Source organism: Agromyces sp. NPDC052230 (assembly GCF_040679595.1).
Taxonomy (GTDB): Bacteria; Actinomycetota; Actinomycetes; order Actinomycetales; family Microbacteriaceae; genus Agromyces.
On sequence record NZ_JBFAVC010000010.1, the window covers coordinates 70,792 to 94,147 of the forward strand.

At 70.6% G+C, this 23,356-nt stretch carries 25 protein-coding genes and 1 tRNA gene; 13 read left to right on the forward strand and 13 right to left on the reverse strand.

Going from position 1 to position 23,356, the window contains the following annotated elements; all coding sequences use genetic code 11:
• Positions 1-9: 9 nt before the first annotated feature.
• The gene (locus AB0K73_RS19475; RefSeq protein WP_360518524.1) at positions 10-1,632 is read right to left on the reverse strand and encodes a response regulator transcription factor; all 1,623 of its coding nucleotides are present in this window, start codon (positions 1,630-1,632) and stop codon (positions 10-12) included.
• Positions 1,633-1,874: 242 nt separating this feature from the next.
• On the opposite strand from AB0K73_RS19475, the gene AB0K73_RS19480 reads away from it, so the two are divergent.
• Complete coding sequence (locus AB0K73_RS19480) at positions 1,875-3,116, forward strand: alkaline phosphatase PhoX (RefSeq protein ID WP_360518521.1); 1,242 nt, start codon at positions 1,875-1,877, stop codon at positions 3,114-3,116.
• 83 nt (positions 3,117-3,199) lie between these two features.
• Here AB0K73_RS19480 and AB0K73_RS19485 read toward each other — a convergent pair whose 3' ends face one another.
• Positions 3,200-3,556 carry a DUF1801 domain-containing protein gene (locus AB0K73_RS19485; protein WP_360518518.1) on the reverse strand — a complete coding sequence of 119 codons (357 nt, stop codon included), beginning with the start codon at positions 3,554-3,556 and terminating at the stop codon, positions 3,200-3,202.
• Positions 3,557-3,594: 38 nt separating this feature from the next.
• On the opposite strand from AB0K73_RS19485, the gene AB0K73_RS19490 reads away from it, so the two are divergent.
• Positions 3,595-3,864, forward strand: a complete 270-nt coding sequence (locus AB0K73_RS19490; RefSeq protein WP_360518515.1) for an acylphosphatase — start codon at positions 3,595-3,597, stop codon at positions 3,862-3,864.
• 106 nt (positions 3,865-3,970) lie between these two features.
• Here AB0K73_RS19490 and rplA read toward each other — a convergent pair whose 3' ends face one another.
• The 5 genes from rplA to AB0K73_RS19515 form a co-directional block, all read right to left on the reverse strand.
• Positions 3,971-4,660 carry a 50S ribosomal protein L1 gene (gene rplA, locus AB0K73_RS19495; protein WP_360518512.1) on the reverse strand — a complete coding sequence of 230 codons (690 nt, stop codon included), beginning with the start codon at positions 4,658-4,660 and terminating at the stop codon, positions 3,971-3,973.
• 98 nt (positions 4,661-4,758) lie between these two features.
• Positions 4,759-5,187 carry a 50S ribosomal protein L11 gene (rplK, locus tag AB0K73_RS19500; RefSeq protein WP_360518509.1) on the reverse strand — a complete coding sequence of 143 codons (429 nt, stop codon included), beginning with the start codon at positions 5,185-5,187 and terminating at the stop codon, positions 4,759-4,761.
• A 159-nt stretch (positions 5,188-5,346) separates the two neighbouring features.
• On the reverse strand, positions 5,347-6,273 hold the full coding sequence (nusG, locus tag AB0K73_RS19505; RefSeq protein WP_360518506.1) for a transcription termination/antitermination protein NusG: 927 nt from the start codon (positions 6,271-6,273) through the stop codon (positions 5,347-5,349).
• 67 nt (positions 6,274-6,340) lie between these two features.
• On the reverse strand, positions 6,341-6,616 hold the full coding sequence (gene secE, locus AB0K73_RS19510; RefSeq protein WP_360518503.1) for a preprotein translocase subunit SecE: 276 nt from the start codon (positions 6,614-6,616) through the stop codon (positions 6,341-6,343).
• A gap of 40 nt (positions 6,617-6,656) precedes the next feature.
• Positions 6,657-6,729, reverse strand: a tRNA-Trp gene (locus AB0K73_RS19515).
• A gap of 231 nt (positions 6,730-6,960) precedes the next feature.
• Between AB0K73_RS19515 and AB0K73_RS19520 the strand changes: the two genes are divergently transcribed.
• Complete coding sequence (locus tag AB0K73_RS19520; protein WP_360518500.1) at positions 6,961-8,178, forward strand: pyridoxal phosphate-dependent aminotransferase; 1,218 nt, start codon at positions 6,961-6,963, stop codon at positions 8,176-8,178.
• A 168-nt stretch (positions 8,179-8,346) separates the two neighbouring features.
• Here AB0K73_RS19520 and AB0K73_RS19525 read toward each other — a convergent pair whose 3' ends face one another.
• Positions 8,347-9,786: an amidohydrolase family protein gene (locus AB0K73_RS19525; RefSeq protein ID WP_360518497.1), complete on the reverse strand. Its 1,440-nt coding sequence runs from the start codon at positions 9,784-9,786 to the stop codon at positions 8,347-8,349.
• 219 nt (positions 9,787-10,005) lie between these two features.
• Here AB0K73_RS19525 and AB0K73_RS19530 point away from each other — a divergent pair, with 219 nt between their 5' ends.
• Positions 10,006-10,218, forward strand: coding sequence for a dodecin (locus AB0K73_RS19530; protein WP_360518494.1), 213 nt, complete (start codon positions 10,006-10,008; stop codon positions 10,216-10,218).
• 90 nt (positions 10,219-10,308) lie between these two features.
• Here AB0K73_RS19530 and AB0K73_RS19535 read toward each other — a convergent pair whose 3' ends face one another.
• Together AB0K73_RS19535 and AB0K73_RS19540 are read right to left on the reverse strand one after the other, a co-directional pair.
• The gene (locus AB0K73_RS19535) at positions 10,309-10,482 is read right to left on the reverse strand and encodes a CsbD family protein (protein WP_360518491.1); all 174 of its coding nucleotides are present in this window, start codon (positions 10,480-10,482) and stop codon (positions 10,309-10,311) included.
• A gap of 102 nt (positions 10,483-10,584) precedes the next feature.
• Positions 10,585-11,481, reverse strand: a complete 897-nt coding sequence (locus AB0K73_RS19540) for a LysR family transcriptional regulator ArgP (RefSeq protein WP_360518488.1) — start codon at positions 11,479-11,481, stop codon at positions 10,585-10,587.
• 70 nt (positions 11,482-11,551) lie between these two features.
• Between AB0K73_RS19540 and AB0K73_RS19545 the strand changes: the two genes are divergently transcribed.
• The 9 genes from AB0K73_RS19545 to AB0K73_RS19585 all read left to right on the forward strand — a co-directional run bounded on the left by AB0K73_RS19545 (position 11,552) and on the right by AB0K73_RS19585 (position 21,201).
• On the forward strand, positions 11,552-12,235 hold the full coding sequence (locus tag AB0K73_RS19545) for a LysE/ArgO family amino acid transporter (protein ID WP_360518485.1): 684 nt from the start codon (positions 11,552-11,554) through the stop codon (positions 12,233-12,235).
• 143 nt (positions 12,236-12,378) lie between these two features.
• The gene (locus AB0K73_RS19550; RefSeq protein ID WP_360518482.1) at positions 12,379-12,774 is read left to right on the forward strand and encodes a YciI family protein; all 396 of its coding nucleotides are present in this window, start codon (positions 12,379-12,381) and stop codon (positions 12,772-12,774) included.
• The gene (locus AB0K73_RS19555) at positions 12,771-14,147 is read left to right on the forward strand and encodes a DUF6596 domain-containing protein (protein ID WP_360518479.1); all 1,377 of its coding nucleotides are present in this window, start codon (positions 12,771-12,773) and stop codon (positions 14,145-14,147) included. The genes AB0K73_RS19550 and AB0K73_RS19555 overlap by 4 nt, the downstream gene beginning before the upstream one ends.
• 97 nt (positions 14,148-14,244) lie before the next feature.
• Positions 14,245-15,147 (forward strand): ABC transporter ATP-binding protein, encoded by a 903-nt coding sequence (locus AB0K73_RS19560; protein WP_360518476.1) that lies wholly within the window; start codon positions 14,245-14,247, stop codon positions 15,145-15,147.
• 32 nt (positions 15,148-15,179) lie between these two features.
• On the forward strand, positions 15,180-15,947 hold the full coding sequence (locus tag AB0K73_RS19565; protein ID WP_360518734.1) for an ABC transporter permease: 768 nt from the start codon (positions 15,180-15,182) through the stop codon (positions 15,945-15,947).
• A gap of 25 nt (positions 15,948-15,972) precedes the next feature.
• On the forward strand, positions 15,973-17,184 hold the full coding sequence (locus tag AB0K73_RS19570; protein WP_360518474.1) for a histidine kinase: 1,212 nt from the start codon (positions 15,973-15,975) through the stop codon (positions 17,182-17,184).
• Positions 17,181-17,807 (forward strand): response regulator transcription factor, encoded by a 627-nt coding sequence (locus AB0K73_RS19575; RefSeq protein ID WP_360518471.1) that lies wholly within the window; start codon positions 17,181-17,183, stop codon positions 17,805-17,807. The genes AB0K73_RS19570 and AB0K73_RS19575 overlap by 4 nt, the downstream gene beginning before the upstream one ends.
• Before the next feature lie 53 nt (positions 17,808-17,860).
• Positions 17,861-19,486: a phosphatase PAP2 family protein gene (locus AB0K73_RS19580; RefSeq protein WP_360518468.1), complete on the forward strand. Its 1,626-nt coding sequence runs from the start codon at positions 17,861-17,863 to the stop codon at positions 19,484-19,486.
• On the forward strand, positions 19,483-21,201 hold the full coding sequence (locus tag AB0K73_RS19585; RefSeq protein WP_360518465.1) for a long-chain-fatty-acid--CoA ligase: 1,719 nt from the start codon (positions 19,483-19,485) through the stop codon (positions 21,199-21,201). The genes AB0K73_RS19580 and AB0K73_RS19585 overlap by 4 nt, the downstream gene beginning before the upstream one ends.
• A gap of 18 nt (positions 21,202-21,219) precedes the next feature.
• On the opposite strand, the gene AB0K73_RS19590 is transcribed toward AB0K73_RS19585, so the two are convergent.
• From AB0K73_RS19590 to AB0K73_RS19600, 3 genes are read right to left on the reverse strand one after another with little or no spacing between them, the layout of a single operon-like run.
• On the reverse strand, positions 21,220-22,440 hold the full coding sequence (locus AB0K73_RS19590) for a UDP-N-acetylmuramate dehydrogenase (RefSeq protein ID WP_360518462.1): 1,221 nt from the start codon (positions 22,438-22,440) through the stop codon (positions 21,220-21,222).
• A gap of 1 nt (position 22,441) precedes the next feature.
• On the reverse strand, positions 22,442-22,882 hold the full coding sequence (locus AB0K73_RS19595) for a MaoC family dehydratase (protein ID WP_360518459.1): 441 nt from the start codon (positions 22,880-22,882) through the stop codon (positions 22,442-22,444).
• The gene (locus AB0K73_RS19600) at positions 22,882-23,328 is read right to left on the reverse strand and encodes a MaoC family dehydratase N-terminal domain-containing protein (RefSeq protein WP_360518456.1); all 447 of its coding nucleotides are present in this window, start codon (positions 23,326-23,328) and stop codon (positions 22,882-22,884) included. Before AB0K73_RS19600 ends, AB0K73_RS19595 begins: the two co-directional genes overlap by 1 nt.
• Positions 23,329-23,356 lie beyond the last annotated feature (28 nt).

Sequence of the window (23,356 nt, forward strand, 5' to 3'; positions counted from 1 at the left end):
GAAGACCGGTCAGACGAGGCCGTTCTCGTAGGCGTAGGCGGTCGCCGCCGCCCGGCTCGAGAGGCCGAGCTTGCCGAAGATGTTGCTGAGGTGGCGCGCCACGGTCTTCTCGCTCAGCGACAGCCTCGCACCGATCGCACGGTTGGTCAGCCCGGTCGACACGAGTCGCAGCACCTCGACCTCGCGGGCCGTGAGGGAGCCCGCCCGGCGCTCCCCCGTGACCTCCTCCAATTCGGCGAGTGCCGGCTGGGCGCCGAGCTCCAGGAAGGTCACGCGGGCCGCGTCGAACTCGCTTCGAGCAGCGGCGGCGTCACCGAGGAACTGGAGGGCGCGGCCCACCAACACGCGGCTCCGCGCCGCCTCATACGGAACGCCGAGGGCGCGCCACGCCTTCAGAGCATCACGCGACGACGCCAGCGCGCTCCTCGGGTCGCCCTCAGCCAGGAGCACCTGGCCCTCCGCGAACGCGACGAGGGCGGCGAACATCCGTGTCGCGACCGGTGCGCCGAGCGTCCGCAACTCGTCCAGCGCCCGACGCGCGTCACCGGGATCGCCCGCCGCCACCTCGATCTCGACGACGGCGGGCAGCAGGTAGCGGCGCGTGAACGGATCGGCGGCCGACGCGCTGCGCCGGATCTCCTCTCGCGCGAGCTCCACCTTCCCCTCAGCGAGGTGCAGCAGCGCGAGACCCGGCTGGGGTTCCCACGACGTCTCTCCGGCGCGCCGATACCCGTCTGCCGCGGAGTGGAAGGCGCCTCGAAGGCGCTGCAGCTCGGCGAACCAGTACGGCGCGCCGAACGCCGCACGGTAATCGCCGGCCCGGAATCCCGCGAGTGCGAGCTCGGCCGCGGCCGAAGCCTCGGCCCATGCTCCACGCAACGTGAGCAACGCCGCACGCAGGGCATGACGTTCGCCGCTGAACGCCACGAGCTCCGGCTGCGCGCGGCACCACTCGTCGAGCACCCTCGTCCACGCGACGACCCGCGTGAGATCGAAGCCGATGTGAGCGTCGCCCACGATGGTGCAGAGGATGAGGCCCGCCGCGACGGACGACACCTCGCCGCCGAGCACCGCGGTGACGGTGTCGTCCTGACAGGCGAATCCACGGGTATCGTCACCGACCTCGATGAGGCTCTTACCCCTCCCGAACGAGGCGAGCGCCCAGAGGTCCCGGTCGTGGAACCGCTCGGCGATCGCGAGGACCTCCTCGAATCGCGCTCGCGCACCGAGCGGGTCGCCACCTGCGAGTTGCGCGACCGCCGGCGCGAGTTGCACGAGACCCGACACCGCACTCGGCTCGGAGATCATGTTCGCCAGCCGAAGGCCTCGAGGCAGCCACTCCAGGTTGTGCGACAGGTCGCCGAGCTCGAACTGGAAGATGGCAAGCCATGCAGCCGTGCGGGCCGCGCCCTCGACGTCGCCGCTCGCAAGTGCGACGCCGTGCGCTCGGGTCAGTGCTCCCGCCGCCGCACCCGCCTCACCCCGAAGGAATGCCGCGGTCGCCAGCAGCTCGAGATCCGCGGTGTCAAGGTCGCCGGCGGAGTCCGCACGGGCGAGTTCCTCGTACGCCGCCGCCCAGCGTCGATCCGCCGCAGCCGCGCGGCCTGCGTCGAGTGCGCTGGACGAGGTCATCGTGCTCCTGACGGCAGCCGTCCCCACCCAGGGCAGGTCGGCACCGGGATGGTGCGTGAACGGTACCGCCGAGCCGACAGGCCCGCAAGCCCCGACCAAGCGCGCGTCCGGCGCGCTCCCCTCCCGTGCAGCGACACGTCCTGTTCACCGAATCATCAACTGCCGCTCACCCGCCGGAACAGTCGCGACACCTTGGCCTGCCTACCGTGAGCACTGTTCCCCCAACCGAACAGGAAGCACGTATGACCATGCGCATCCGTACCATCGCCGGCGCCGCGCTCTGCGCGACCGCCTTCGCCCTGATCCCCGCCCCGGCGGCTACCGCCGCTGACGGCCCGATCGGCTTCGACCCGATCGACGGCACCCCCTACTCGACGGCGACCGCCGACTGGACCGAGCCCTTCGTGATCCCCGAGGGTTTCACGCAGCAGCTCCTCGCCGACGAGACGGTGCTCGACATCTACGCCGGTGCCGACGACCTCACCGACATGAACACCGTCAACGAGACCGGTCCGCAGGCGGGCCGCTACCTCTACCGCACCCACGAGGTGGGCTCGAACGGTTCGCTCTCGGTCGTCGACCTGCAGACGGGCGAGACCGAGGTCATCGCGCAGGACGCCGGATGGCGTCGTCTCGACGGCCTGCGCTGGACCCCGTGGGGCACGGTGCTCTTCGCCGAGGAGACCACCGGCGGCCGCCTCTTCGAGGCCTTCCTCGACCCGAAGGACCCGACGGTCGTCACCCACGTCGAGGAGCGCCGCGAGCTCGGCATCCTCCGCCACGAGGGCATCGAGGCGCTCGCCGACGGCACCGCGTTCGTCATCGACGAGCTCAACGGCGGCTCGATCTTCAAGTTCGAGCCGGCCACGCGCGGCGACCTCTCCGACGGCCAGCTCTACGCGCTGAAGCTCACGGGCCTCACCGACGCCGAGCAACTGTGGAACTCGGGCACCTACCAGCAGAAGGTCGGCGCCTTCGAGTGGGTCGCCCTCGACATGGACCAGGTCGTCATCGACGCGGATGCCGCGGCGAACGCCGTCTCCGCGACCGAGTTCGGCCGCCCTGAGGACGTCGAGGTCATCGGCAACGTGCTCTACGTCGCGAACACCACCGAGGACCGCGTCGTCGCGATCGACCTCGCGAAGAACGAGCTCACCTCGTTCGTCGAGAAGGGCGTCAACGTCCCGGTCGAGAACTCGGGCGCGGGCGTGACCGGCTTCAACAACCCCGACAACCTCGCGCAGGGCCCCGACGGCCGCCTTTGGATCGTCGAGGACAACTTCCTCTCCGATGTGTGGGTCGCGGGCCTCGACACCGACCGGGACGGCGCGGCCGACGAGGTCGAGCAGTTCGCCTCGATCGTGGACACCGGCGCCGAGATCTCGGGCATCTACTTCGGCAAGGACCCGAAGACGCTGTTCCTGAACGTGCAGCACCCCGAGAAGGCGCTGGCCGACGGCACCTGGACGATCACCAAGCGCTGACATGCACGCCGAGCGCTGACGCGCTGAGGCGCTGAGGAGGGGCGGGCGGCCGGAACATCCGGTGCCCGCCCCTTCGCCGTGCGTCAGCGCTTCTTCGCGGCGTCGATCTCGTCACGCCGAAGCAACACGATGCGGTCGACGACCGAGTCGGGCAGCGGATGCTCCGGGGTGAACCGGATGGTGCCCTTCGACCGGGAGAACCCGTCGAGTTCGGCCTCGACGGCACTGATCACGGGCGGGCTGAACGGGTACAGCCCGATGTGGTCCTTCGTCGCCATGACGCTGAGCAGCGGCGAATCGCGGTACCGCAGCGCCGGCATCCCGTAGCTGACGCCCTCGACGGCGTCGGGCACGAGCGAGACCGCCCGCGCCCGGATGCGTTCGATCAGGTCGCGTTCGGCTCCGTCGAGTCCTGCGATGTAATTGCTCAGCTCCCCCATGGGCCCCCATGCTACGCCGGGCGTCCTACGCTGGTGGCATGGTCCGGCGACGGGTGATCGTGCACGGCGAGGTCCAGGGCGTGGGCTTCCGCTACACGGCGCGGCTCGAAGCGGGCCGGATCGGCGTCGCCGGATGGGTGCGGAATCGCCGCGACGGCGCGGTCGAGGCCGAGATCGAGGGCGACGAGGCATCCGTCGGCCAGATGATCGAGTGGCTGGCACAGGGCCCGCCCGGAGCCGTCGTGCGCCGCACCGACGTCACGGAACTCGAGCCCATCGGCGAATCGGAATTCAGGGTCACGGGGTGACGGATGCCGCACACCGACCGATCACGACGACGAAGGGCCCGCCGGCGAACCGGCGGACCCTTCGGATCTCGAGGCGAGCTTCGCGCTCCTCGATCAGTGCTGCGAACTAGATGGCGTTGACGTCCAGCGGGATGCCGGGGCCGAACGTGGTCGACACGGCGCCCTTCTGGATGTAGCGGCCCTTGGAGCTCGCCGGCTTGAGCCGCACGACCTCTTCGAGGGCGGCCTTCGCGTTCTCCTCGAGCTGTTCGGTCGAGAACGAGGACTTGCCGACGACGAAGTGCACGTTGGCGTGCTTGTCGACGCGGAACTCGATCTTGCCGCCCTTGATCTCCTCCACGGCCTTGGCCGGGTTCGGAGTCACGGTGCCGGTCTTCGGGTTCGGCATCAGGCCGCGGGGACCGAGCACCTTGCCGAGACGGCCGACCTGGCCCATGAGCTCGGGCGTGGAGACGGCCGCGTCGAACGACGTGTAGCCGCCGGCGACCTTCTCGATGAGCTCGGCGCCGCCGACCTCGTCGGCGCCCGCCGCGATCGCAGCCTCGGCTGCGGGGCCGGTTGCGAACACGACGACGCGGGCGGTCTTGCCCGTGCCGTGCGGGAGGATGACGGTGCCGCGCACCATCTGGTCGGCCTTACGGGGGTCGACGCCGAGCTTCAGCGCGACCTCGACGGTGGAGTCGAACTTCGCCGAGCCGGTCTCCTTGGCGAGGGCGACGGCCTCGCTCGGGGTGTAGTACTTGCCGGCCTCGATCTTCTCGACCGCGGCCCGGTAGGCCTTGGACTTCTGTGCCATGTTGCTTCTCCTTGAGAGAGTGTGGTCATCTGCGCCTGGCAGGCGCTGCCACGAGTGCGTGAGTTCTGGTGAACGGATGCCGCGGCATCCGTCAGGTCCTATTCGACCGTGATGCCCATCGAACGGGCGGTGCCCGCGATGATCTTCGAGGCGGCGTCGACGTCGTTGGCGTTGAGGTCGACCATCTTGGCCTCGGCGATCTCGCGCACCTGCGCCTGGGTGAGCTTGCCCACCTTGGTGGTGTGCGGGACGCCCGAGCCCTTGGCGACGCCGGCGGCCTTCTTGATGAGCTCCGCGGCGGGCGGGGTCTTGAGGATGAACGTGAACGAACGGTCCTCGTAGACGGTGATCTCGACGGGGACGACGTTGCCGCGCTGCGACTCGGTCGCGGCGTTGTACGCCTTGCAGAACTCCATGATGTTCACGCCGTGCTGACCCAGGGCCGGGCCGATGGGCGGGGCCGGGTTGGCGGCGCCGGCCTTGATCTGAAGCTTGATCAGACCAGTGACCTTCTTCTTCGGTGCCATGATTTCTCTCTTTCTGTTCGAACGCCCACCCCTTGAGCGTGTCGAAGGGCGGGGCACTCTCCCGCAGTTCCGGCGGATCCGGGCCGCGGTGGTCGTTGTGCCTGGCGCAGCACAACCCTCCGATGATACCGGAGAGACGCTGCTTGTCGGCTGTGGAAGTTAGAGCTTGGTGACCTGGTCGAAGCTCAGCTCGACCGGGGTCTCGCGCTCGAAGAGCGAGACGAGCACGGTGAGCTTGCCGCTCTCTGGCTTGATCTCGCTGATCGTGCCGGGCAGGCCGGCGAACGAGCCGTCCTTGATCGTGATGGTCTCGCCGACCTCGAAGTCGACCTCTGCCGGGATGGCGCGAGCCGCACCCGACGCCGCGCCGGCCTTCGCACCCTTGGCGGGAGCGACGTCCTTGATGTCGACGAGGGGCTTCAGCATGTTGAAGGCCTCCTCGAAGCGGAGGGGCGTGGGGTTGTGCGCGTTGCCCACGAAGCCCGTGACACCGGGAGTGTGGCGGATGACCGACCAGCTCTCCTCGTTGAGCTCCATGCGCACGAGCACGTAGCCCGGGATGCGCACGCGGGTGACCATCTTGCGCTGGCCGTTCTTGATCTCGACGACGTCTTCCATCGGGACCTCGACCTGGAAGATGTAGTCGGCCATGGCCATCGATTCGCGGCGCTGCTCGATGTTCGCCTTCACGCGGCGCTCGAAGCCCGCGTAGGAGTGGATGACGTACCACTTGCCGGGGAGGAAGCGCAGCTCACTGCGGAACTCCGCGTACGGGTCGACGACCTCGGCGTCCTCCTCGATCACGGCCTCGAACGCCGCCTCGGCCTCTTCGGGCGAGTCGATGTCGAGGGCGTCGTCGATCACGGCGTCCGCCTCGGGGTCGGATGCCTCGGCCATGGCATCGAGCACGGCATCGAGGTCGATGTCGTTGCCCTCGTCGTCGACGACGTGCACGGCGACGTGCTCGGCCGCCTCCACCGAGTCCTCGTCGTGCTCGAGGGTCGAGCCCTCCTGCACCTCGTCTTCCTCCGACGACTGCTCAGCAGCCGTGGCCCAGTCGACGTCGTCGCGCTCAGTCCTTGACACTTCTTCTCGATTCCTTCTCTTCCGTGCGCCTGTGGCGGCGCTCCGGTCATCGGTGCCGACGGCCCGATCAGACCCCCGGAGTTCCGAAGACGTACAGCACGAGCCAGCTGAACAGCTGGTCGAATCCCCACACGATCGCCATCACGATGATGACGAACACGAGCACCACGACCGTGAAGTTGAACAACTCCCTGCGGGTCGGGGTGACGACCTTCTTCAGTTCGGCGATGACCTGTCGGATGAACAACGCGATCCGCGCGAACGGATTGCGCCTCGCAGCGCGGTCGCGCTTCGCATTGGCGACGACGTCCTCGCTGGGTTCGTCGATGATCTTCCGTGCCACCTCGTACACCTTTCGTGGGCCGCCAGTCGCTGCCGGCTCGCAGGGCGGACAGGACTCGAACCTGCAACCTGCGGTTTTGGAGACCGCTGCTCTACCAATTGAGCCACCGCCCTATGGAACTCGCCGGCACGCCGGTGCTGCTCCACCGCTGTCTGGACAGCACAAGCACACTGCATTCTTCTGGGGAAGGCCCGGAAAATAGGCGCAGACAAGCTTGGCTGACTTCAACAACCTCAGCAAGTGTATGCGACGGCAGGGACAGAGTAAAGCCGAGCGGATGCCGCCGGCAGGCCTCTGCGGAATGCACCTGTGCTGCGGCGGCGGCGGCCAATAGGCTTGAGCGCGTGACCGAACGCGCCCGCCTCTCCGCCCGAATCGCCGCCATCGCCGAGTCCGCGACGCTCAAGGTCGATGCGAAGGCCAAGGCCCTCCAGGCACAGGGTCATCCGGTCATCTCCTATGCGGCCGGCGAGCCCGACTTCCCGACGCCCGAGTACATCGTCGAGGCGGCGCTCGCGGCCACCCGCGACCCGAAGAACTACCGCTACACGCCCGCGGCGGGTCTCCCCGAGTTGCGTGATGCGATCGCCGCGAAGACCCTGCGCGACTCCGGCCTCGAGGTCGGCACGGGCCAGGTCGTGGTGACGAATGGCGGGAAGCAGGCCGTCTACCAGGCGTTCCAGGTGCTGCTCGACCCGGGCGACGAAGTGCTCGTGCCGACGCCGTACTGGACCACGTATCCCGAGGCCATCAAGCTCGCGGGCGGTCGCCAGGTCGACGTCTTCGCCGGCGCCGACCAGGGCTACCTCGTCACGGTTGAGCAACTCGAGGCGGCGCGCACCGAGCGCACGAAGGTGCTGCTGTTCGTGTCGCCGTCGAACCCGACGGGCGCCGTCTATCCGGCCGAGCAGGTGCAGGCGATCGGCGAGTGGGCGCTCGAGCACGGCATCTGGGTGGTCTCCGACGAGATCTACCAGAACCTCACCTACGCCGAGGAGGTCGATGGGGTGCCGCCACGCTCCGTGTCGATCGTCGAGGCGGTGCCTGGGCTCGCGAACCAGGCGATCCTGGTCAACGGCGTCGCGAAGACCTATGCGATGACGGGCTGGCGCCTCGGCTGGATGGTCGGCCCCGCCGACGTCATCGCGGGCGCTGCGAACCTGCAGTCGCACCTCTCGTCGAACGTGGCGAACATCTCGCAGCGCGCCGCGATCGCGGCCCTCACCGGCCCGCAGGACGCGGTGGAGGAGATGCGCCGCGCATTCGACCGTCGTCGGCGCACCATCGTCGAGGAGCTCTCGAAGATCGAGGGTGTCACGGTGCCGGTGCCGCAGGGCGCGTTCTACGTCTACCCCGATGTCACCGGGCTCATCGGCCGCGAGTGGGGCGGCGTCACGCCCACCTCCTCGCTGGAGCTCGCCGACCTCATGCTCGAGCAGGCGCAGGTCGCGGCCGTGCCGGGTGAGGCGTTCGGACCGAGCGGCTACCTGCGCTTCAGCTATGCGCTCGGCGACGCGCCCCTCCTCGAGGGGATCCAGCGCCTTCAGCGCCTCTTCGCGTGATCATCTGATCCGTTTTGCACGTTCCCGAGCCATGTGTGTAGTGATCCTTGACACTTCGTGGCGCCCGGAGGAACATTCATACGTAAGCATTTAGCGACACTGCACTGACGGATCCCACGACGAAGCCGCCACCGAATCTGAGTCCGGTGGCGGCTTCGTCGCTGCGGGTCAGTGCGCGTGTGCGCCTTCACCCTTCTTGTACTGGTACGGGTTGCTCAGCACCTCGGTCTCGGGGATCTCGGGGTACTGGCCGGCCTCCCAGTCGTCTCCGACCTCCTGCTCGAGGTACGACACCGTGTCGTCGAGCTTGCGCCGCGTGCCGGCGAGGTCGCCCGCCGTCAGCTTGTGCTCGTGCTTCACGACCTCGCCGCCGACGAGAACGGTACTCACGTCGCCGCGCTGCGCCTGGTAGACGACCTGGCCCCACGGATTGATGAGCGGAGCCCATGTCGGTGAGTCGTCGTTCTTGAGGAGGATGACGTCGGCGAGCTTGCCCTTCTCGAGGGTGCCGATCTCGTCGCCCTTGCCGAGTGCCTCGGCACCGCCGCGGGTCGCCAGCCGAACGACGTCCTTGGCGCGGAGGGTGACGTGCGTGATGGTCTCGGCCGGCTGGAGCCCGTGCGCGGTGAAGTGCTCCATCGCCCGGTCGGCGTTGATCGTCGCGCGCATCGCGGAGAACAGGTCGGAGCTGACCCATACCGAGGTGTCGACGGAGAGCGACGCCGGGATGCCGTACTTGCGCAGCTTGTGGATCGGCGGGTAGCCCTGTCCGCACGTGTCCTCGGACTCGGTGGCCAGCGAGACATTGCCGCCCGTTGCAGCGATCTTCTGGTACGACTCGTCGTTGAGAGAGGCGGCGTGCACGTAGGTGTAGCCCTCCTTCATGACGCCGGCATCGTACGCATTCGTGATGCCCCAGTCGTTCGTCGCACCCCAGACCCCGGCGTGCGTCGTGACCCGGAGTCCGAGCTCCTCGGCGACGCGATACGCGGCGAGCTCGGGGAAGTTCTCGTCCTGGTTCGGAACGTCGAAGGCGATCTGCGCCCCGAACAGCCGCGAGTCGTCGCGCGCCCGCTCGAGCAGCGACTTGATCGCCGGGTCGGCCGTCCACTCCCACGGCGACTGGTGGATGTTGCCGTAGGCGAAGACGTAGCGGCCGGGCGAGGTCGCAAGCGCCTCGTAGGCGGCCTCGCCGTGTTCGATCGAGCTCAGTCCGTGCGACCAGTCGAGCGTCGTCGTGACCCCTGACTCGATCGCGTCGAGTGCCGAGATGAGATTGCCGGCTGCATAGTCCTGCGGCCGGAACTTGATGCCGTGCTGCAGGTAGTACCAGACGAAGTACTGGGTGAGCGTCCAGTCCGCGCCGTAGGCGCGCATCGCCGTCTGCCACATGTGGCGGTGGGTGTCGACGAAGCCCGGCATCACGATGCCGCCCTTCGCGTCGATCTCGAACGTGCCGTCCGGCACCGTGAGACCGACTCCGACGTCGGCGATCCTGCCATCGACGACGAGGACGTCGCCTTCTCGAAGAACGGTGTCCGCGTCGTCCATCGTGAGCACGATGCCGTTGCGGAACACGATGGGCTGGCCCGGCTGCGGTGCTGTCATGGCTGTGTTCATCCTCCTTGATTCACATCGCCATCCGAGCGTCTCGGGGGCGCGTCGTCGCGCGGCTTGCGGTCCCGGTCGGGTGACTCCTTCATGTTAAGCGTTACTGCACAAGGAGTCCAGTGCCGGTTAGCGTCGGGGTTGCTTCGCCGCGTGGGCGTCGGTGGAGTAACGTCGGCACCAGCGCGTTCGACGGGGATCCGCGCGGAGGAGGTCACGATGAGCAACCACACGTATCGGGTCACCGAGATCGTCGGCACCTCGCCCGACGGCATCGACACCGCGATCAGCAATGGGATCGCCCGTGCGGCGGCGACCATCCGCCACATGGACTGGTTCGAGGTCGTCTCGGTGCGCGGCGAGATCGAGGACGGCGCGGTCGCGCACTACCAGGTCACACTGAAGGTCGGCTTCCGCATCGAAGACGCCTGACCGGCAGGCGCCTGACGGAGTCCGGACACGGGGAACGCCCGTCGTCAGGCCCCCCGGCTCCGAACAACGGGCGTTCGCCTCGTCAGTGGATCAGTGCTTGAACGCGTCCTTGACGTCTTCGGCAGCGTCCTTCAGATCGGCCTTGGCCTGATCGCGCTTGCCTTCACGCTCGAGGCGCTCGTCATCGGTCGCCTTGCCGGCGGCTTCCTTCATCTTGCCGCCGATGTCCTCGGACTTGTTCTCAATGCGGTCGTCGATACCCATCGTCGAACTCCTTCCAGGTAGCGGCGTTCTGCCGCGTCCACGTTCCAGTGAACGCGACGGAGGCGGGAAACGGCAGGGGCTTGCCCCCACGCGCATGACGCGCTACGCGGGTCGGAGCTCCCGCCGGGCCTCAGCGGCCACCTCCTCGGCGATCGCGTCGAGCAGCGGCGATCCCAGATTCCACTGCTGCCAGTAGAGCGGCACGTCGACCGGACGGCCACCGAGTCGGACCAGCTCGCCACGCTCGAGCTCGGCCGCCGACTGGAAGCCCGGCAGCATGCCCCAGCCCAGGCCGAGCTTGACCGCGGTGGCGAACTCGTTCGTCGCGGGCACGAAGTGCCGCACCGGGTCCACGCCATCGACGCCGGCCCTCCGCAGGTACTCATCCTGCAGGTCGTCGCGGCGGTCGAAGTCCACGCGCGGCGCGGCGGCGAGCGCGGCGGGAATCGCACCGTCGGGCAGCCAGCGTGCGACGTAGGCGGGAGTGGCCACGGCCTCGTAGCGCATGACCCCGAGAGGGCGCACGAGGCATCCGGCGACCGGCGCGGCCTGCGAGGTGACGGCACCCATGACGGTGCCCGACTCGAGCAGCGCCGCCGTGAAGTCCTGGTCGTCCCGGTGCAACTCGAACACGACCCGATGCCGTTCGGCGAGCGCGGCGAGCGCGGGCAGGAACCAGGTGCCGAGGGAGTCGGCGTTGACCGCGAGCGGGACCGGGGTCGGCCGGGCGGATGCCGCGTCACCCGTGCCGAACGCGGCGAGGGCGTCGTGCTCGAGCAACGCCAGCTGCCGGGCCAGCCGTACGAGGGCGGCGCCGGCATCAGTGGGGCGGACGGGCTTGGTGCGCACCAGGAGCACGCGCCCAAGCCGCTGTTCGAGCTGCTTCACCCGCTGCGAGACCGCCGAGGGCGTGATGAGGAGCTCGCGAGCAGCCGCGTCGAAGGTGCCGGCATCGACGACGGCAGCGAGGGTGCGGGCGAGATCGAGTGGGATCTCCATGAAGCAATGCTAATGCTGAGTAAGAATCTTGAGCTGGAGTTGATCGCTGCTCACGCCTAGCGTCGTGTTCGTGCCCGTCTCCTCGCTCCTCGCCGGCTTCGGCCTCGGCCTGTCGCTCATCATCGCCATCGGCGCGCAGAACCTCTTCGTGCTGCGGCAGGGCATCCGGCGCGAGCACGTCTTCGCCGTCGCCGCCATCTGCGCGCTGTCCGACCTCGCGCTCATCATCGTGGGTGTCTCGGGCATCGGCGCGGTGCTGCAGGCGGTGCCGTGGCTCGTGGAGGTCATCCGCTGGCTCGGGGCGGCATTCCTCGTGGGCTACGGGGTGCTCGCGGCGCGGCGGGCCATCCGGCCGAGCGGCGACGCGCTCGTCGCCGACGAGGCATCCGCTGATCGCGAGGGCGCGCGGGGCCGGCTCGAGGCCACCACCCCTGCCTCGACCACCACCATCGCCGGCCCCCGCACGACCCTCACCGCGGCCGTGCTCACGTGCCTCGCGCTCACCTGGCTCAACCCGCACGTCTACCTCGACACGGTGTTCCTGCTCGGCTCGGTCGCGAACACGCACGGCGACGGCCGCTGGGCGTTCGCGGTGGGCGCGGGCGTCGCGAGCATCGTGTGGTTCTTCGGCCTGGCGTACGGCGCCCGCCTTCTCGGCGGCGTCCTCGGCAGCCCGCGCGCCTGGCGGATCCTCGACGGTGTCATCGCGGTCGTCATGATCGTGCTCGGCGTCTCCCTCGTGCTCCCGCACTGATCGGGTCCACCGACGGATCGGGTCCACCGACGGATCGGGTCCACCGACGGATCGGGTCCACCGACTGATCGGGTCCACCTGTCGAGAACGCCTTCCCCTGTTCGTCGTGGGTGCATACCGTGTCAACCAGGGAGGAACCCACCATGGAATACCTGCTGATCGTCGCGACCGACCCCGACGCCGAGCCGTTCGTGCCCGAGGAGGACAATGTCGGCGACTGGGTCGACGACCTCGAGGCCCGCGGCATCCGCATCCGGGGCCAGCGGCTGCGCCCGCCGACGGATGCCACGCTGGTCCGCGTGCGCGAGGGCGAACTGCTCGTCACCGACGGCCCGTTCACCGAGTCGAAGGAGTGGATGGCCGGCTACGACATCCTCGAGGTGGAGAGCCTCGACGAGGCGATCGAGATCGCGTCGCGGCATCCGATGGCCCGCTTCGGTCGTATCGAGCTGCGTCCGGCGTGGCCCATGGACGTGCACGAGCCCGGCGCCGAGCGCCACGCGCGCGAACGGGCCGAGGAGACCGCGGCCCTCGGATGACGCACGGCGCCCCCGCGCACCACGACGCCGTCGCCCGCGCCCACCGTGACGAGTGGGCGCGGGTGGTGGCGACGCTCATCCGCCAGACCGGCGACTGGACGCTCGCCGAGGAGTGCGCGGCGGAGGCGTTCGCCCGCGCGGTCGAGCGCTGGCCGACCGAGGGCGTGCCGCGCAACCCCGGTGCGTGGCTCACCACGGTGGCCAAGCGCCTCGCGATCGACCGGTTGCGCCGCCGCGCCAACGAGACCGCGAAGGTGCACGAGGCGGCCGCGCTCGACGAGGTCGAGAGCGGTCGGAACATCGGGCGGCGGGCCGGCGTGCCGCTCCCGGCGCTCGGCGACGGCAGTGACGGCGACGTCGACGGCGATCCCGCCGATGCGGCCGCGAGCTGGGCCGATGCGCCCGACGAGGTCGACGACCGGCTCCGGCTCGTCTTCACCTGCTGCCACCCCGCGCTCGCGCTCGAGGCGCGCGTCGCCCTCACGCTGCGCACGCTCGGCGGGCTCACCACCGCCGAGATCGCGCGGGCGTTCCTCGTGCCGGAGCCGACGATGGCGCAGCGCATCGTGCGTGCGAAGCAGCGCATCCGCAACGCGGGCATTCCGTACCGGGTTCCGGATGCCGCGGCGTTGCCCGAGCGGCTCGGCGGCGTGCTCGCCGTGCTGTACCTCGTGTTCAACGCGGGCTACTCCGCGTCCGGCGGCGCCTCCGGCGGTCATGGCGCCGACGGCGCCGAGCGACGCAACGCCATGGCCGACGAGGCGATCCGGCTCGCGCGGCTCGTCGTGCGCCTCTTGCCCGGCGAGGCCGAGGCCGCGTCGCTGCTGGCGCTCATGCTGCTGCAGGATTCCCGGCGCCGCGCCCGCGTCGACGCCGAGGGCGAGCTGGTGACCCTCGACCGGCAGGACCGATCCCGGTGGGACGCCGCCGAGATCGCGTCGGGGCTCGCGATCCTGAGGAACCTCGAACGCCGGCCCCGCGGCATCCACGGTCCGTACCGCCTGCAGGCGGAGATCGCCGCATGCCATGCCGGCGCTCCAGCCGCGGATGCCACCGACTTCGAGCGCATCGCGGCCCTCTACGACGAGCTCGCCGACCTCGACCCGTCGCCCGTCGTCGCGCTGAATCGCGCGCTCGCGCACGGGTTCGCGGGCCGCCCGCAGACCGGCCTCGACGAACTCGACCGGCTCGCGGCATCCGCTGCCCTCGACCGCTATCACCTGCTGCCGGCCGCGCAGGGCGAACTGCTCGCCAGGCTCGGGCGAGCGGATGCCGCGGCCGCACGCCTGCGGGCCGCGATCGAGCTCGCGCCGACCGACGCCGAGCGCCGCGCGCTGCGACGCCGCATCGAGGAGCTCATCGCCGCGACCTGAGCGGGACCGGGCGGCGCCTGCATCCACCGATCGGTGGAGGGCGGAATCAGCCGATCCACCGCTGCCGCCGGCCGGCGGGCATTGCCACGCTGGAACCATGACAACGAATGACGTGGCCGTGCGGGTGCGCGACCTCCACAAGACATACGGCCGGAAGGCCGCGGTCGACGGCGTGAGCTTCGACATCCACCACGGCGAGACGTTCGCGCTGCTCGGTCCCAACGGGGCCGGCAAGTCCACCGCGATCGAGATCCTCGAGGGGTATCGCCACCGCACGAGCGGCGACGTGCGCGTGCTCGGCGTCGACCCCACGAAGGGCGGTCTCGAGTGGAAGGCCCGGCTCGGCATCGTGCTGCAGTCGACCGGCGAGACCGGACTCCTCACGGTGGCCGAGCAGTTGCGGCACTTCGCGGGCTTCTACCCGAACCCGCGCGACGTCGACGAGGTGATCGCCGCGGTCGGGCTCGAGGCCCAGGCCAAGACCCGTATCGGCAAGCTCTCGGGCGGGCAGCAGCGACGCGTGGACGTCGCGCTCGGCATCATCGGCCGACCCGAGCTGCTGTTCCTCGACGAGCCCACAACCGGGTTCGATCCACAGGCCCGGCAGCAGTTCTGGGGGGTCATCCGTGATCTCAAGGCCGAGGGCACGACCATCCTGCTCACCACGCACTACCTCGACGAAGCCGCGCAGCTCGCCGACCGGGCCGGCGTGATCGCCGCGGGTCGCCTCGTCGCCATCGGCGGCGTCGACGAGCTCGGCGGCGAGCACGCACGGATCCCCCTCGTGCGCTGGAGCGACCCGACCGGGAAGCACGAGTTGCGCACGGAGGAGCCCGGACTGCTCGTCGCCTCCCTCGTGGGGGCGCTCGGACACGAGCCCGAGGGACTCGAGGTGATCCGCCCGAGCCTCGAGGACGTGTACCTCCAGCTCGTGCGCGAGGCAGCGCCGGAGGCGGCGGTTGCGGCATCCGCTTCGGCCGTCGAGGAGGTGGCCGCGTGAGCACCCTGGCCCTCGGCGCTTCGCGCATCGGCATGGAGACGCGGACGTACTTCCGCTCCCCCGACACGCTGTTCTTCACGTTCTTCTTCCCGTTCGTGATGCTCGCGATCTTCTCCGCCGCGTTCAGCGCGCAGGGCGAGGTCGGGCCCCCCGGCTCCGAGATCACCGTCGGCGCCTACTACCTGCCCGGCATGATCGCCGCGGGCATCCTGCTGTCCGGCGTGCAGAACCTCGCGGTCGACATCGCGATGGAGAAGAGCAACGGCACCCTCAAGCGGCTCGGCGGCACGCCGCTCTCGCCCATGGGCTACTTCATCGGCAAGATCGGCCAGGTGTTCGTCACCGGGGTGCTGCAGGCCGGCCTGCTCCTGCTCGCGGGCTGGCTCGTGCTCGGCATCGAGATGCCCACCGAGCCCGAGAAATGGATCACGTTCACGTGGGTCTTCGTGCTCGGCCTCGTGACGAGCGCGCTCGTCGGCATCGCCCTCTCGGCGCTGCCGCGCAGCGGCAAGAGCGCGACCGCGGTGGTGATCCCGACGGTGCTGCTGCTGCAGTTCATGTCGGGCGTCTACCTGCAGTGGGACATGCTTCCGGCCTGGTTGCAGGATGTCGCGGGCCTGTTCCCGCTGAAGTGGATCGCGCAGGGCATGCGATCGGTGTTCCTCCCCGAGGGCTGGGAGGTGCTCGAGCAGCAGGAGTCGTGGAACCTGCCCGGCATCGCGATCGCGCTCGGGATCTGGCTCGTCGTGGGGGTCGTGCTCAGCCGGCTCACGTTCCGCTGGATCCGCCGGGACGCCTGAGACGCGGCGGTGCGAGAGTAGACCCATGCAGAACGTGCGCTGGTGGGATGCCGCCGCGGCCGGGGTCACCCTGGTCATGGGCGGCATCCTCGCGCTCGATCCGCCGTACGGACGCAACGACGTCGGAGCCTGGACGTCGATCGCCGCCATGCTGGTGCTCTACGTGCTGCTCGGCCGGCGCCTCGTGCGGCGACCTCGCACGCCACTCGACCTCGTGCACGCAGCGCTGCTCGCGGCGATCGTCGGCACCGGTGTCGCGTTCGATCCATTCCTGTCGTTCCTGCAGGCCTTCGCCTACCCGCTGGTGTGGGTGGCCGCGGCGGGCGTCCGCACCGCGATCGCCTCGAACGCACTCGTCGCGGTGGGCGTGGGTGCCGGCTACTACCTCGGGACGGGTTCCGGCAACCCGCTGCTCGGAGTGGGCGTCTCGGTGTTCTCGTTCATCTTCAGCCTGGCGCTCGGTCTGTGGTTCGTGCGCGTCGCCGAGTTCGGCGAGGAGCGGGCACGGCTCCTCGCCGATCTCGAGGCCGCGCAGGACGAGCTCGCCGCCATGCACCGCGACGCTGGCGTGACGAGCGAACGCGAACGGCTCGCGCGCGAGATCCACGACACGCTCGCGCAGAGCCTCACCGGTCTCGTCCTGCTCGCCCAGCGGGCGGGTCGCGAGATCGAGGCGACGGATGCCACGGGCGCACCGGATGCCGCGGGCGCACCGTCGCAGGCCGTCGCGCCGCCCCCCGCCGCCGAGACCATCGCGCTCATCGAGCAGACGGCGCGCGAGGCCCTCGGCGAAGCGCGCGGATTCGTCGCCGCGAACGCGCCGATGCGCGTCGAGTCCGACCTCCCCGAGGCGCTCACCCGCCTCGCCGAGCGCTTCTCCCGCGAGACCGGGGTGGAGGTGCGCGCCGAGGTCGACGAGGTGCGCCTCGGACGCGACCTCGAGGTCGTCCTGCTCCGGTGCACCCAGGAGGCGCTCGCCAACGTGCGGAAGCACGCGCACGCCACCTCCGCCGTCGTGCGCGTGGTGGCGCGTGACGGCGCGGTCGAGCTCACGGTCGCCGACGACGGGGTGGGCGTCGGGGCCGGCGGAGCGAGCGAGCGCTCGGGCTTCGGCGTGAGCGGCATGCGCGAGCGTCTCGCCCTCGTCGGCGGCCGGCTCTCGCTCGAACCCGGTGACGGCGGCGGCAGCGTGCTCCGGGCCGTCGTGCCCGCACCCGGACCGGAGGTGAGCGGATGATCCGCGTTCTCGTGGTCGACGACCACCCCATCGTGCGCGGCGGCATCGTGAGCCTCCTCGACACCGCCGACGACATCGAGGTCGTGGGCGAGGCATCCGACGGCGAGGAGGCGGTACGCCGGGTGCTCGACCTCGCGCCCGACCTCGTGCTCATGGACCTGCGGATGCCGAAGCTCGACGGCGCGGGAGCCACCGCACGCATCCTCGACGCGAACCCGCAGACGCGGGTGCTGATCCTCACGACGTACGAGACCGACGATCACATCCTCGGGGCCATCGAGGCCGGGGCATCCGGATACCTGCTGAAGGCCGCGCCGCAGGAGGAGATCCTCGAGGGCGTGCGCTCGGTCGTCGCCGGCGAGACGGTGCTCGCACCGTCGATCGCCGCGAAGCTCGTCTCGCGGGTGCGGTCGAGTGCGGCATCCGCTGCCCCCGCGCTGTCGCCGCGCGAGCTCGAGGTGCTCCGACTCGTGGCCGATGGGCGCTCGAACCCCGAGATCGCGCGCGCGCTCTTCATCGGCGAGGCCACCGTGAAGACGCACCTCCTGCACGCGTTCGAGAAGCTCGACGTGAGCGACCGCACGCGCGCGGTCACCCGGGCGATGGAGCTCGGCCTCCTCTGACCCGCGGGACGCAAGCCCCTGACGGGATGCCGCTCGCGGCATACCCTGAGCGCGTGGCCTTCAGGAACCTCCGCGTCGCCGTGCGTCGCACCCGCATCCTTCCCGCGTGGGTGCAGCGAGCGGATGCCGCGGCCGCGCGTGCGGTCAACCGCCGGCACACCCACCCTCACGTCGACGCCTTCTGGTCGCGGCTCACGGGCTTCGCCGACAACGGCGTGCTCTGGTGGACCCTCGGGGGTGTGCTCGCCGTCACCGACCGCCGCCACGCCGCCGCTCGCGGCCTCGGTTCGCTGCTCGCCGCGAGCGCGCTCACGAACCTCATCGCCAAGCGGGTCTTCGGCGGCGACCGGCCGCTGCTCGCCGACGTGCCGATCGGCCGCCGGCTGCCGAAGCCGCCGGTCACCCCGTCGTTCCCGTCGGGCCATTCGGCGAGCGCGGCCGCGTTCGCCGCGGGCGTCGGGGTCGAGCGCCCGCGCATCGGGGCGAGCCTCGCGCCGCTCGCCCTCGGCGTGGGGTACTCGCGGCTGCACACGGGCGCGCACTGGCTGTCGGACGTGCTGGGCGGGCTCGCCATCGGCGCGAGCGTCGCCGGGCTCGGGGCTCTCGTGGTGCGCCCGGGACACGTGGAGGCGCGCCTCGGCGGGGGTGCGCCGGCGATACGACCGACCGGCAAGGACCGAGCCCTTCCCGCGTCGCCTGACGGCGAGGGCGTGTTCCTCGTCGTGAATCGCTCCTCGGGCACGAGCGTGATCCGCGCCGACCCGCTTCCCGTCGTCGACGAGCGGCTGCCGCGAGCCGAGGTGCATGTGCTCGACGACGACGAGAGCCCGCGCGAGGCGGTGCAGGCGGCCCTGGCGCGGGCCGTCCCGCCGCGCATCCTCGGCGTGTGCGGCGGCGACGGGTCAGTGGCCGCGGTTGCACACGAGGCCATCTCGGCGGACCTGCCGCTCGTCGTCGTGCCCGGCGGCACGTTCAACCACTTCGCGCGCACGGCGGGTGCGGCATCCGTGGATCTCGCCATCGATGCGTTGCAGCGAGGCGAAGGGGTGCGAGCGGATGTCGCGGCTCTGGCGTTCGGCGACGAGGACGTGGTCACCGTGCTGAACTCGGCGTCGGTGGGCGTCTACCCCGACTTCGTCGCGGTGCGGGAGCAGCTGCAGCCACGGCTCGGGAAGTGGATCGCCGCCCTGGTCGCCGCGGCCCGCGTGCTGCGACGCTCCCAGCCCGTGACGGTCGTCGTGAACGGCCGCCGCGCACAGGTGTGGAGCCTCGTCGTGGGTGTCGGCGCCGGCGATCCCGCGACGCTGGCCCCGCTGCAGCGCCGGCGGCTCGACGACGGGCTGCTCGACGTCCGCCTGCTGCATGCCGGCTCGCGGGCGGGTGCGGTTGCCTCCCTGGCGTTCGGGAGGCCGGCCAGCACCGTGTTGCGGGCGTTGCGGCTGCTTCCGCGTCGCACCGAGATGTTCCGTGCCCAGTCGATCGACGTCGTGGTGCGGCCGAGGGAGGGCCAGCCACCCGGATTCGCCCACGACGGCGAGGTCGCGATCGCGGCACCCCGCGAGGCGACGGCCGCCTACTCGGGGCACGGGTACCGCACGCGGATTACGATCGCACCGGGGGCACTCGACGTGTACCGACCGGCGAGCAACGGCAACCATTCCACGAGAGGCGAGCAGTGAATCCGTACGAACACCGACCATGGCTCACCCATTACGCCACCGGCGTGCCGCACGACATCGAGGAGCCGACGCAGACGCTCAGCGACATGATCGACGATGCGGTCGCCCGGTTCGCGCGGCGCCCGGCGCTCGAGTTCTTCGGCGCCGAGACGAGCTACCGCGAGCTCGGCGAGCAGATCGCGAAGGCGGCCGAGGGGTTGCGCCGCCTCGGCGTCGGGCCGGGTGACCGGGTCGCGCTGGTGCTGCCGAACTGTCCACAGCACGTCGTGGCCTTCTACGCCGTGCTGCGACTCGGCGCCGTCGTCGTCGAGCACAACCCGCTCTACACGGCACGTGAGTTACGCCACCAGTTCGAGGATCACGGCGCAACCACCGCGATCGTGTGGGACGCGATGGCCGACACCGTCGCGGACTTCCCGCGCGACATCCGACCGGCGCACCTCATCGCGGTCGACCTGACCCGGGCCCTTCCGTTCGTGAAGCGGATGGCGCTGCGCCTGCCGATCCCGAAGGCCCGTACGTCGCGGGCGGCGCTCACGACGAAGCCGACCGCGCGCGACGTCCTGCAGTGGGACAAGGTGGTCGACGCCCGCCCGATCTCGAAGCGGCATCCACGGCCCGCGCTCGGTGACACCGCGCTGCTGCAGTACACCAGCGGCACCACGGGCACGCCGAAGGGCGCCGTGCTCAGCCACCGCAACCTGATGGCCAACGCCATGCAGGGACGCGCGTGGGTGCCCGGCCTTCGCGACGGCAAGGAGGTGGTGTACGGCGTGCTGCCGCTGTTCCACGCCTACGGCATGACCCTCTGCCTGACCTTCGCCATGAGCATCGGCGCGCGGCTCGTGCTGTTCCCGAAGTTCGACGTCGACCTCGTGTTCCAGGCGGCGAAGCACACGCCGCCCACGTTCCTGCCGGCCGTGCCGCCGATCTACGACCAGCTGGCACGCGCGGCCGAGCATCGCGGCACGGCCCCGCTCCGGGGCATCCGCTATGCGATCTCCGGCGCGATGTCACTGCCGCCAGCCACCGTCGACCGCTGGGAGACCGTGACCGGAGGGCTCCTCGTGGAGGGGTACGGGATGACCGAGTCCTCGCCCGTGGCCCTCGGCAACCCGATGGGACCGACACGTCGCCCCGGAACCGTGGGCGTGCCGTTCCCGAGCACCGAGATGCGCGTCGTCGACCCCGAGCATCCCGACGACGATCGCCCCGCCGGTGAGGAGGGCGAGCTCCTCGTGCGGGGTCCGCAGGTGTTCGAGGGCTACTGGCGACGACCGACCGAGACGGCCGAGACGCTCCTGCCGGGAGGGTGGCTCCGCACCGGCGACATCGTGCGCGTCTCCGACGACGGGTTCGTCACGATCGTCGACCGCATCAAGGAGCTCATCATCACCGGCGGCTTCAACGTGTCGCCGTCGGAGGTGGAGAACGTCCTGCTCGGACATCCCGACGTGCGCGGCGCCGCCGTCATCGGCCTGCCCCGGGCGGGCGGCGGCGAGGATGTCGCGGCCGCGGTCGAGGTGCGCGAGGGCGCCGCGTTCGACCCGGGTGCGTTGCGCGACTTCTGCCGCGAGAGCCTCACTCCGTACAAGGTGCCGCGGCGCGTGGTCGAGGTCGACGAGTTGCCGCGCTCGCTCATCGGCAAGGTGCTCAGGCGCCAGGTGCGCGACGAACTCATCGCCGCACGTGGCGAGACCGGCGGGGACGCCTGACGGCCTCGCGTTCGGGGGCTAGAGCTCGACGCCCACCAGCACCGGCTCGGGGTGCAGCATGATGCCGAACTCGGCGTGCACGCGGCTCTGCACGAACCGCGCGAGCTGGGCCACGTCCTCGGCGGTCGCGCCGCCCCGGTTGGTGAGCGCGAGCGTGTGCTTCGACGACACGGCCGCGCGCGACCCGGGCAGCGTGAAGCCGCGACGGATGCCGCTGTGCTCGATCAGCCACGCGGCCGAGAGCTTCACGAGCGGCTCGGCAGGCGGGGCATCCGTCGCGGCACCGGATGCTCCGAGCGACGCCTGGTGGGCGAGGAACTGGTCGAGCGGCGATTCGTCGAGCACGCCTGCCGCGATCGGCACGACCTCGTCGGGGGCATCCTCCTCGAGGTACCAGCGCGGCGCATCGCCCGGGAGGCTGCGGGCCACCCGCTCGGGGACGATCGGGTTGGTGAAGAACGAGCCGGCGCTCACCGAGTCGGGGTCGGTGGGGTCCAGCACCATGCCCTTGGACGCGCGAAGGGCGAGCACGGCCTCGCGAACGCGGGCGATGGGCACCCGGTCGCCGAGGTTCACGTGCAGCGCGTCGGCGAGCTGTCCGTAGGCGATCGGCTGGCCGAGGGCCTCGCCGAGCACCTCGCGCTCGGCCGCGGTGTCGTGCAGCTCGAGCTCCACCGACACGACGACGCCGCGGAGTCCGCGCTTGAGCACCGACGTGCGGTAGCCGAGCTCGAGGTCGGCGGCGGTCATGCGGCGCGGGACATCCGCCCCCTCCTCGAGGAATTCGACCGCGACGAGCGTCGACTCGAGCTCCTGGCCGTAGGCGCCGATGTTCTGCACTGGCGCGGCCCCCACCGAGCCCGGGATGCCCGAGAGCGCCTCGATGCCGGCGAAGCCGTGCTCGATGGTCCAGGCGACGAAGGCGTCCCAGTCCTCGCCGGCCTGCACGCGGATGCGGGTGGTGCCGGATGCGGGCGCGTCGACCGCATTGGGCGGGAGGTCCCGCGGCGGGAGCACCTCGATGCCCTTCGTCGCCACACGGATCACCGTGCCGTCGAACCCGTCGTCGCCGACCAGCAGGTTGGAGCCGCCGCCGAGGACGAGCCACGGCTCGCGGTCGTCCCACGCTTCCACGGCCAGGTCGACGAGGTCGCGTTGGGTCGTCGCGGTGACGAGTCGGCTGATGGGGCCGCCGACCTTCAGCGTCGTGAGCTCGGAGAACGGGGTGTCGGCGGCCATGTCAGTCGAGGGAGACCCGCACCTGCGCCTTGCCGAGCACCGTGTCGTCGCCGACCTTCACCGTGAGGTCGATGCGGGCCACCCGGGCCTCGGCGTCGAGCTGGCCGACCCGTGCGGCGACTGCGACGTTGGCCCCGGCGTCGGGGTCGACGACGACGGGCCGCGTGAAGCGCACCTGGTAGTCGCGGATGCGGCCGGGGTCGCCGACCCAGTCGACGACCGGCTGCACAGCGAAGCCCATGGTGAGCATGCCGTGCGCCAGCACGCCCGGAAGACCGACCTGCTGCGCCACGTCGTCACGGTAGTGGATGGGATTGAAGTCACCGGATGCCCCGGCATAGCGCACGAGCGAGTCGCGCGTCAGCGGGAACGAGCGCTCGGCGACGACGTCCCCCACGGCGAGGCCGTCGAAGTCGGGGGCGATCTGGTCGGGCGCGGCCATCACTCCTCCCCTCGCACCACGAGCGTCGAGATCGCCGTGACGACGTGCTCGCCCGCGGCATCCGCGACGTTCGACTCGGCCGTCACGATCGAGTGCCCGCCGAGCGTCTTCACGCTCGAGACGGTGAGCGTGGCGGTGAGCAGGTCGCCCGCGACGATCGGCCGCGTGGAGGTGAATCGCTGGTCGCCGTGCACGACACGCGAGAAGTCGATGCCGGTGTCGGGCTCGGCGAGGAGCTGCGCGAGCGTCTGCTCCTGCACGACGACCGCGAACGTGGGCGGTGCGACGACGTCGTTGTAGCCGGCCGCCCGCGCGGCCTCAGGATCGAGGTTGATCGGGTTGGTCGCGAAGACGGCACGAGCGAACTCGCGCACCTTCTCACGCCCGACGAGATACGGCTCGGTTGGCGGGAAGATCCGCCCCTGCAGCTCGGGGTTCACTGGCACCCCGACAGTCTATGCGGGGTGCTGTAGC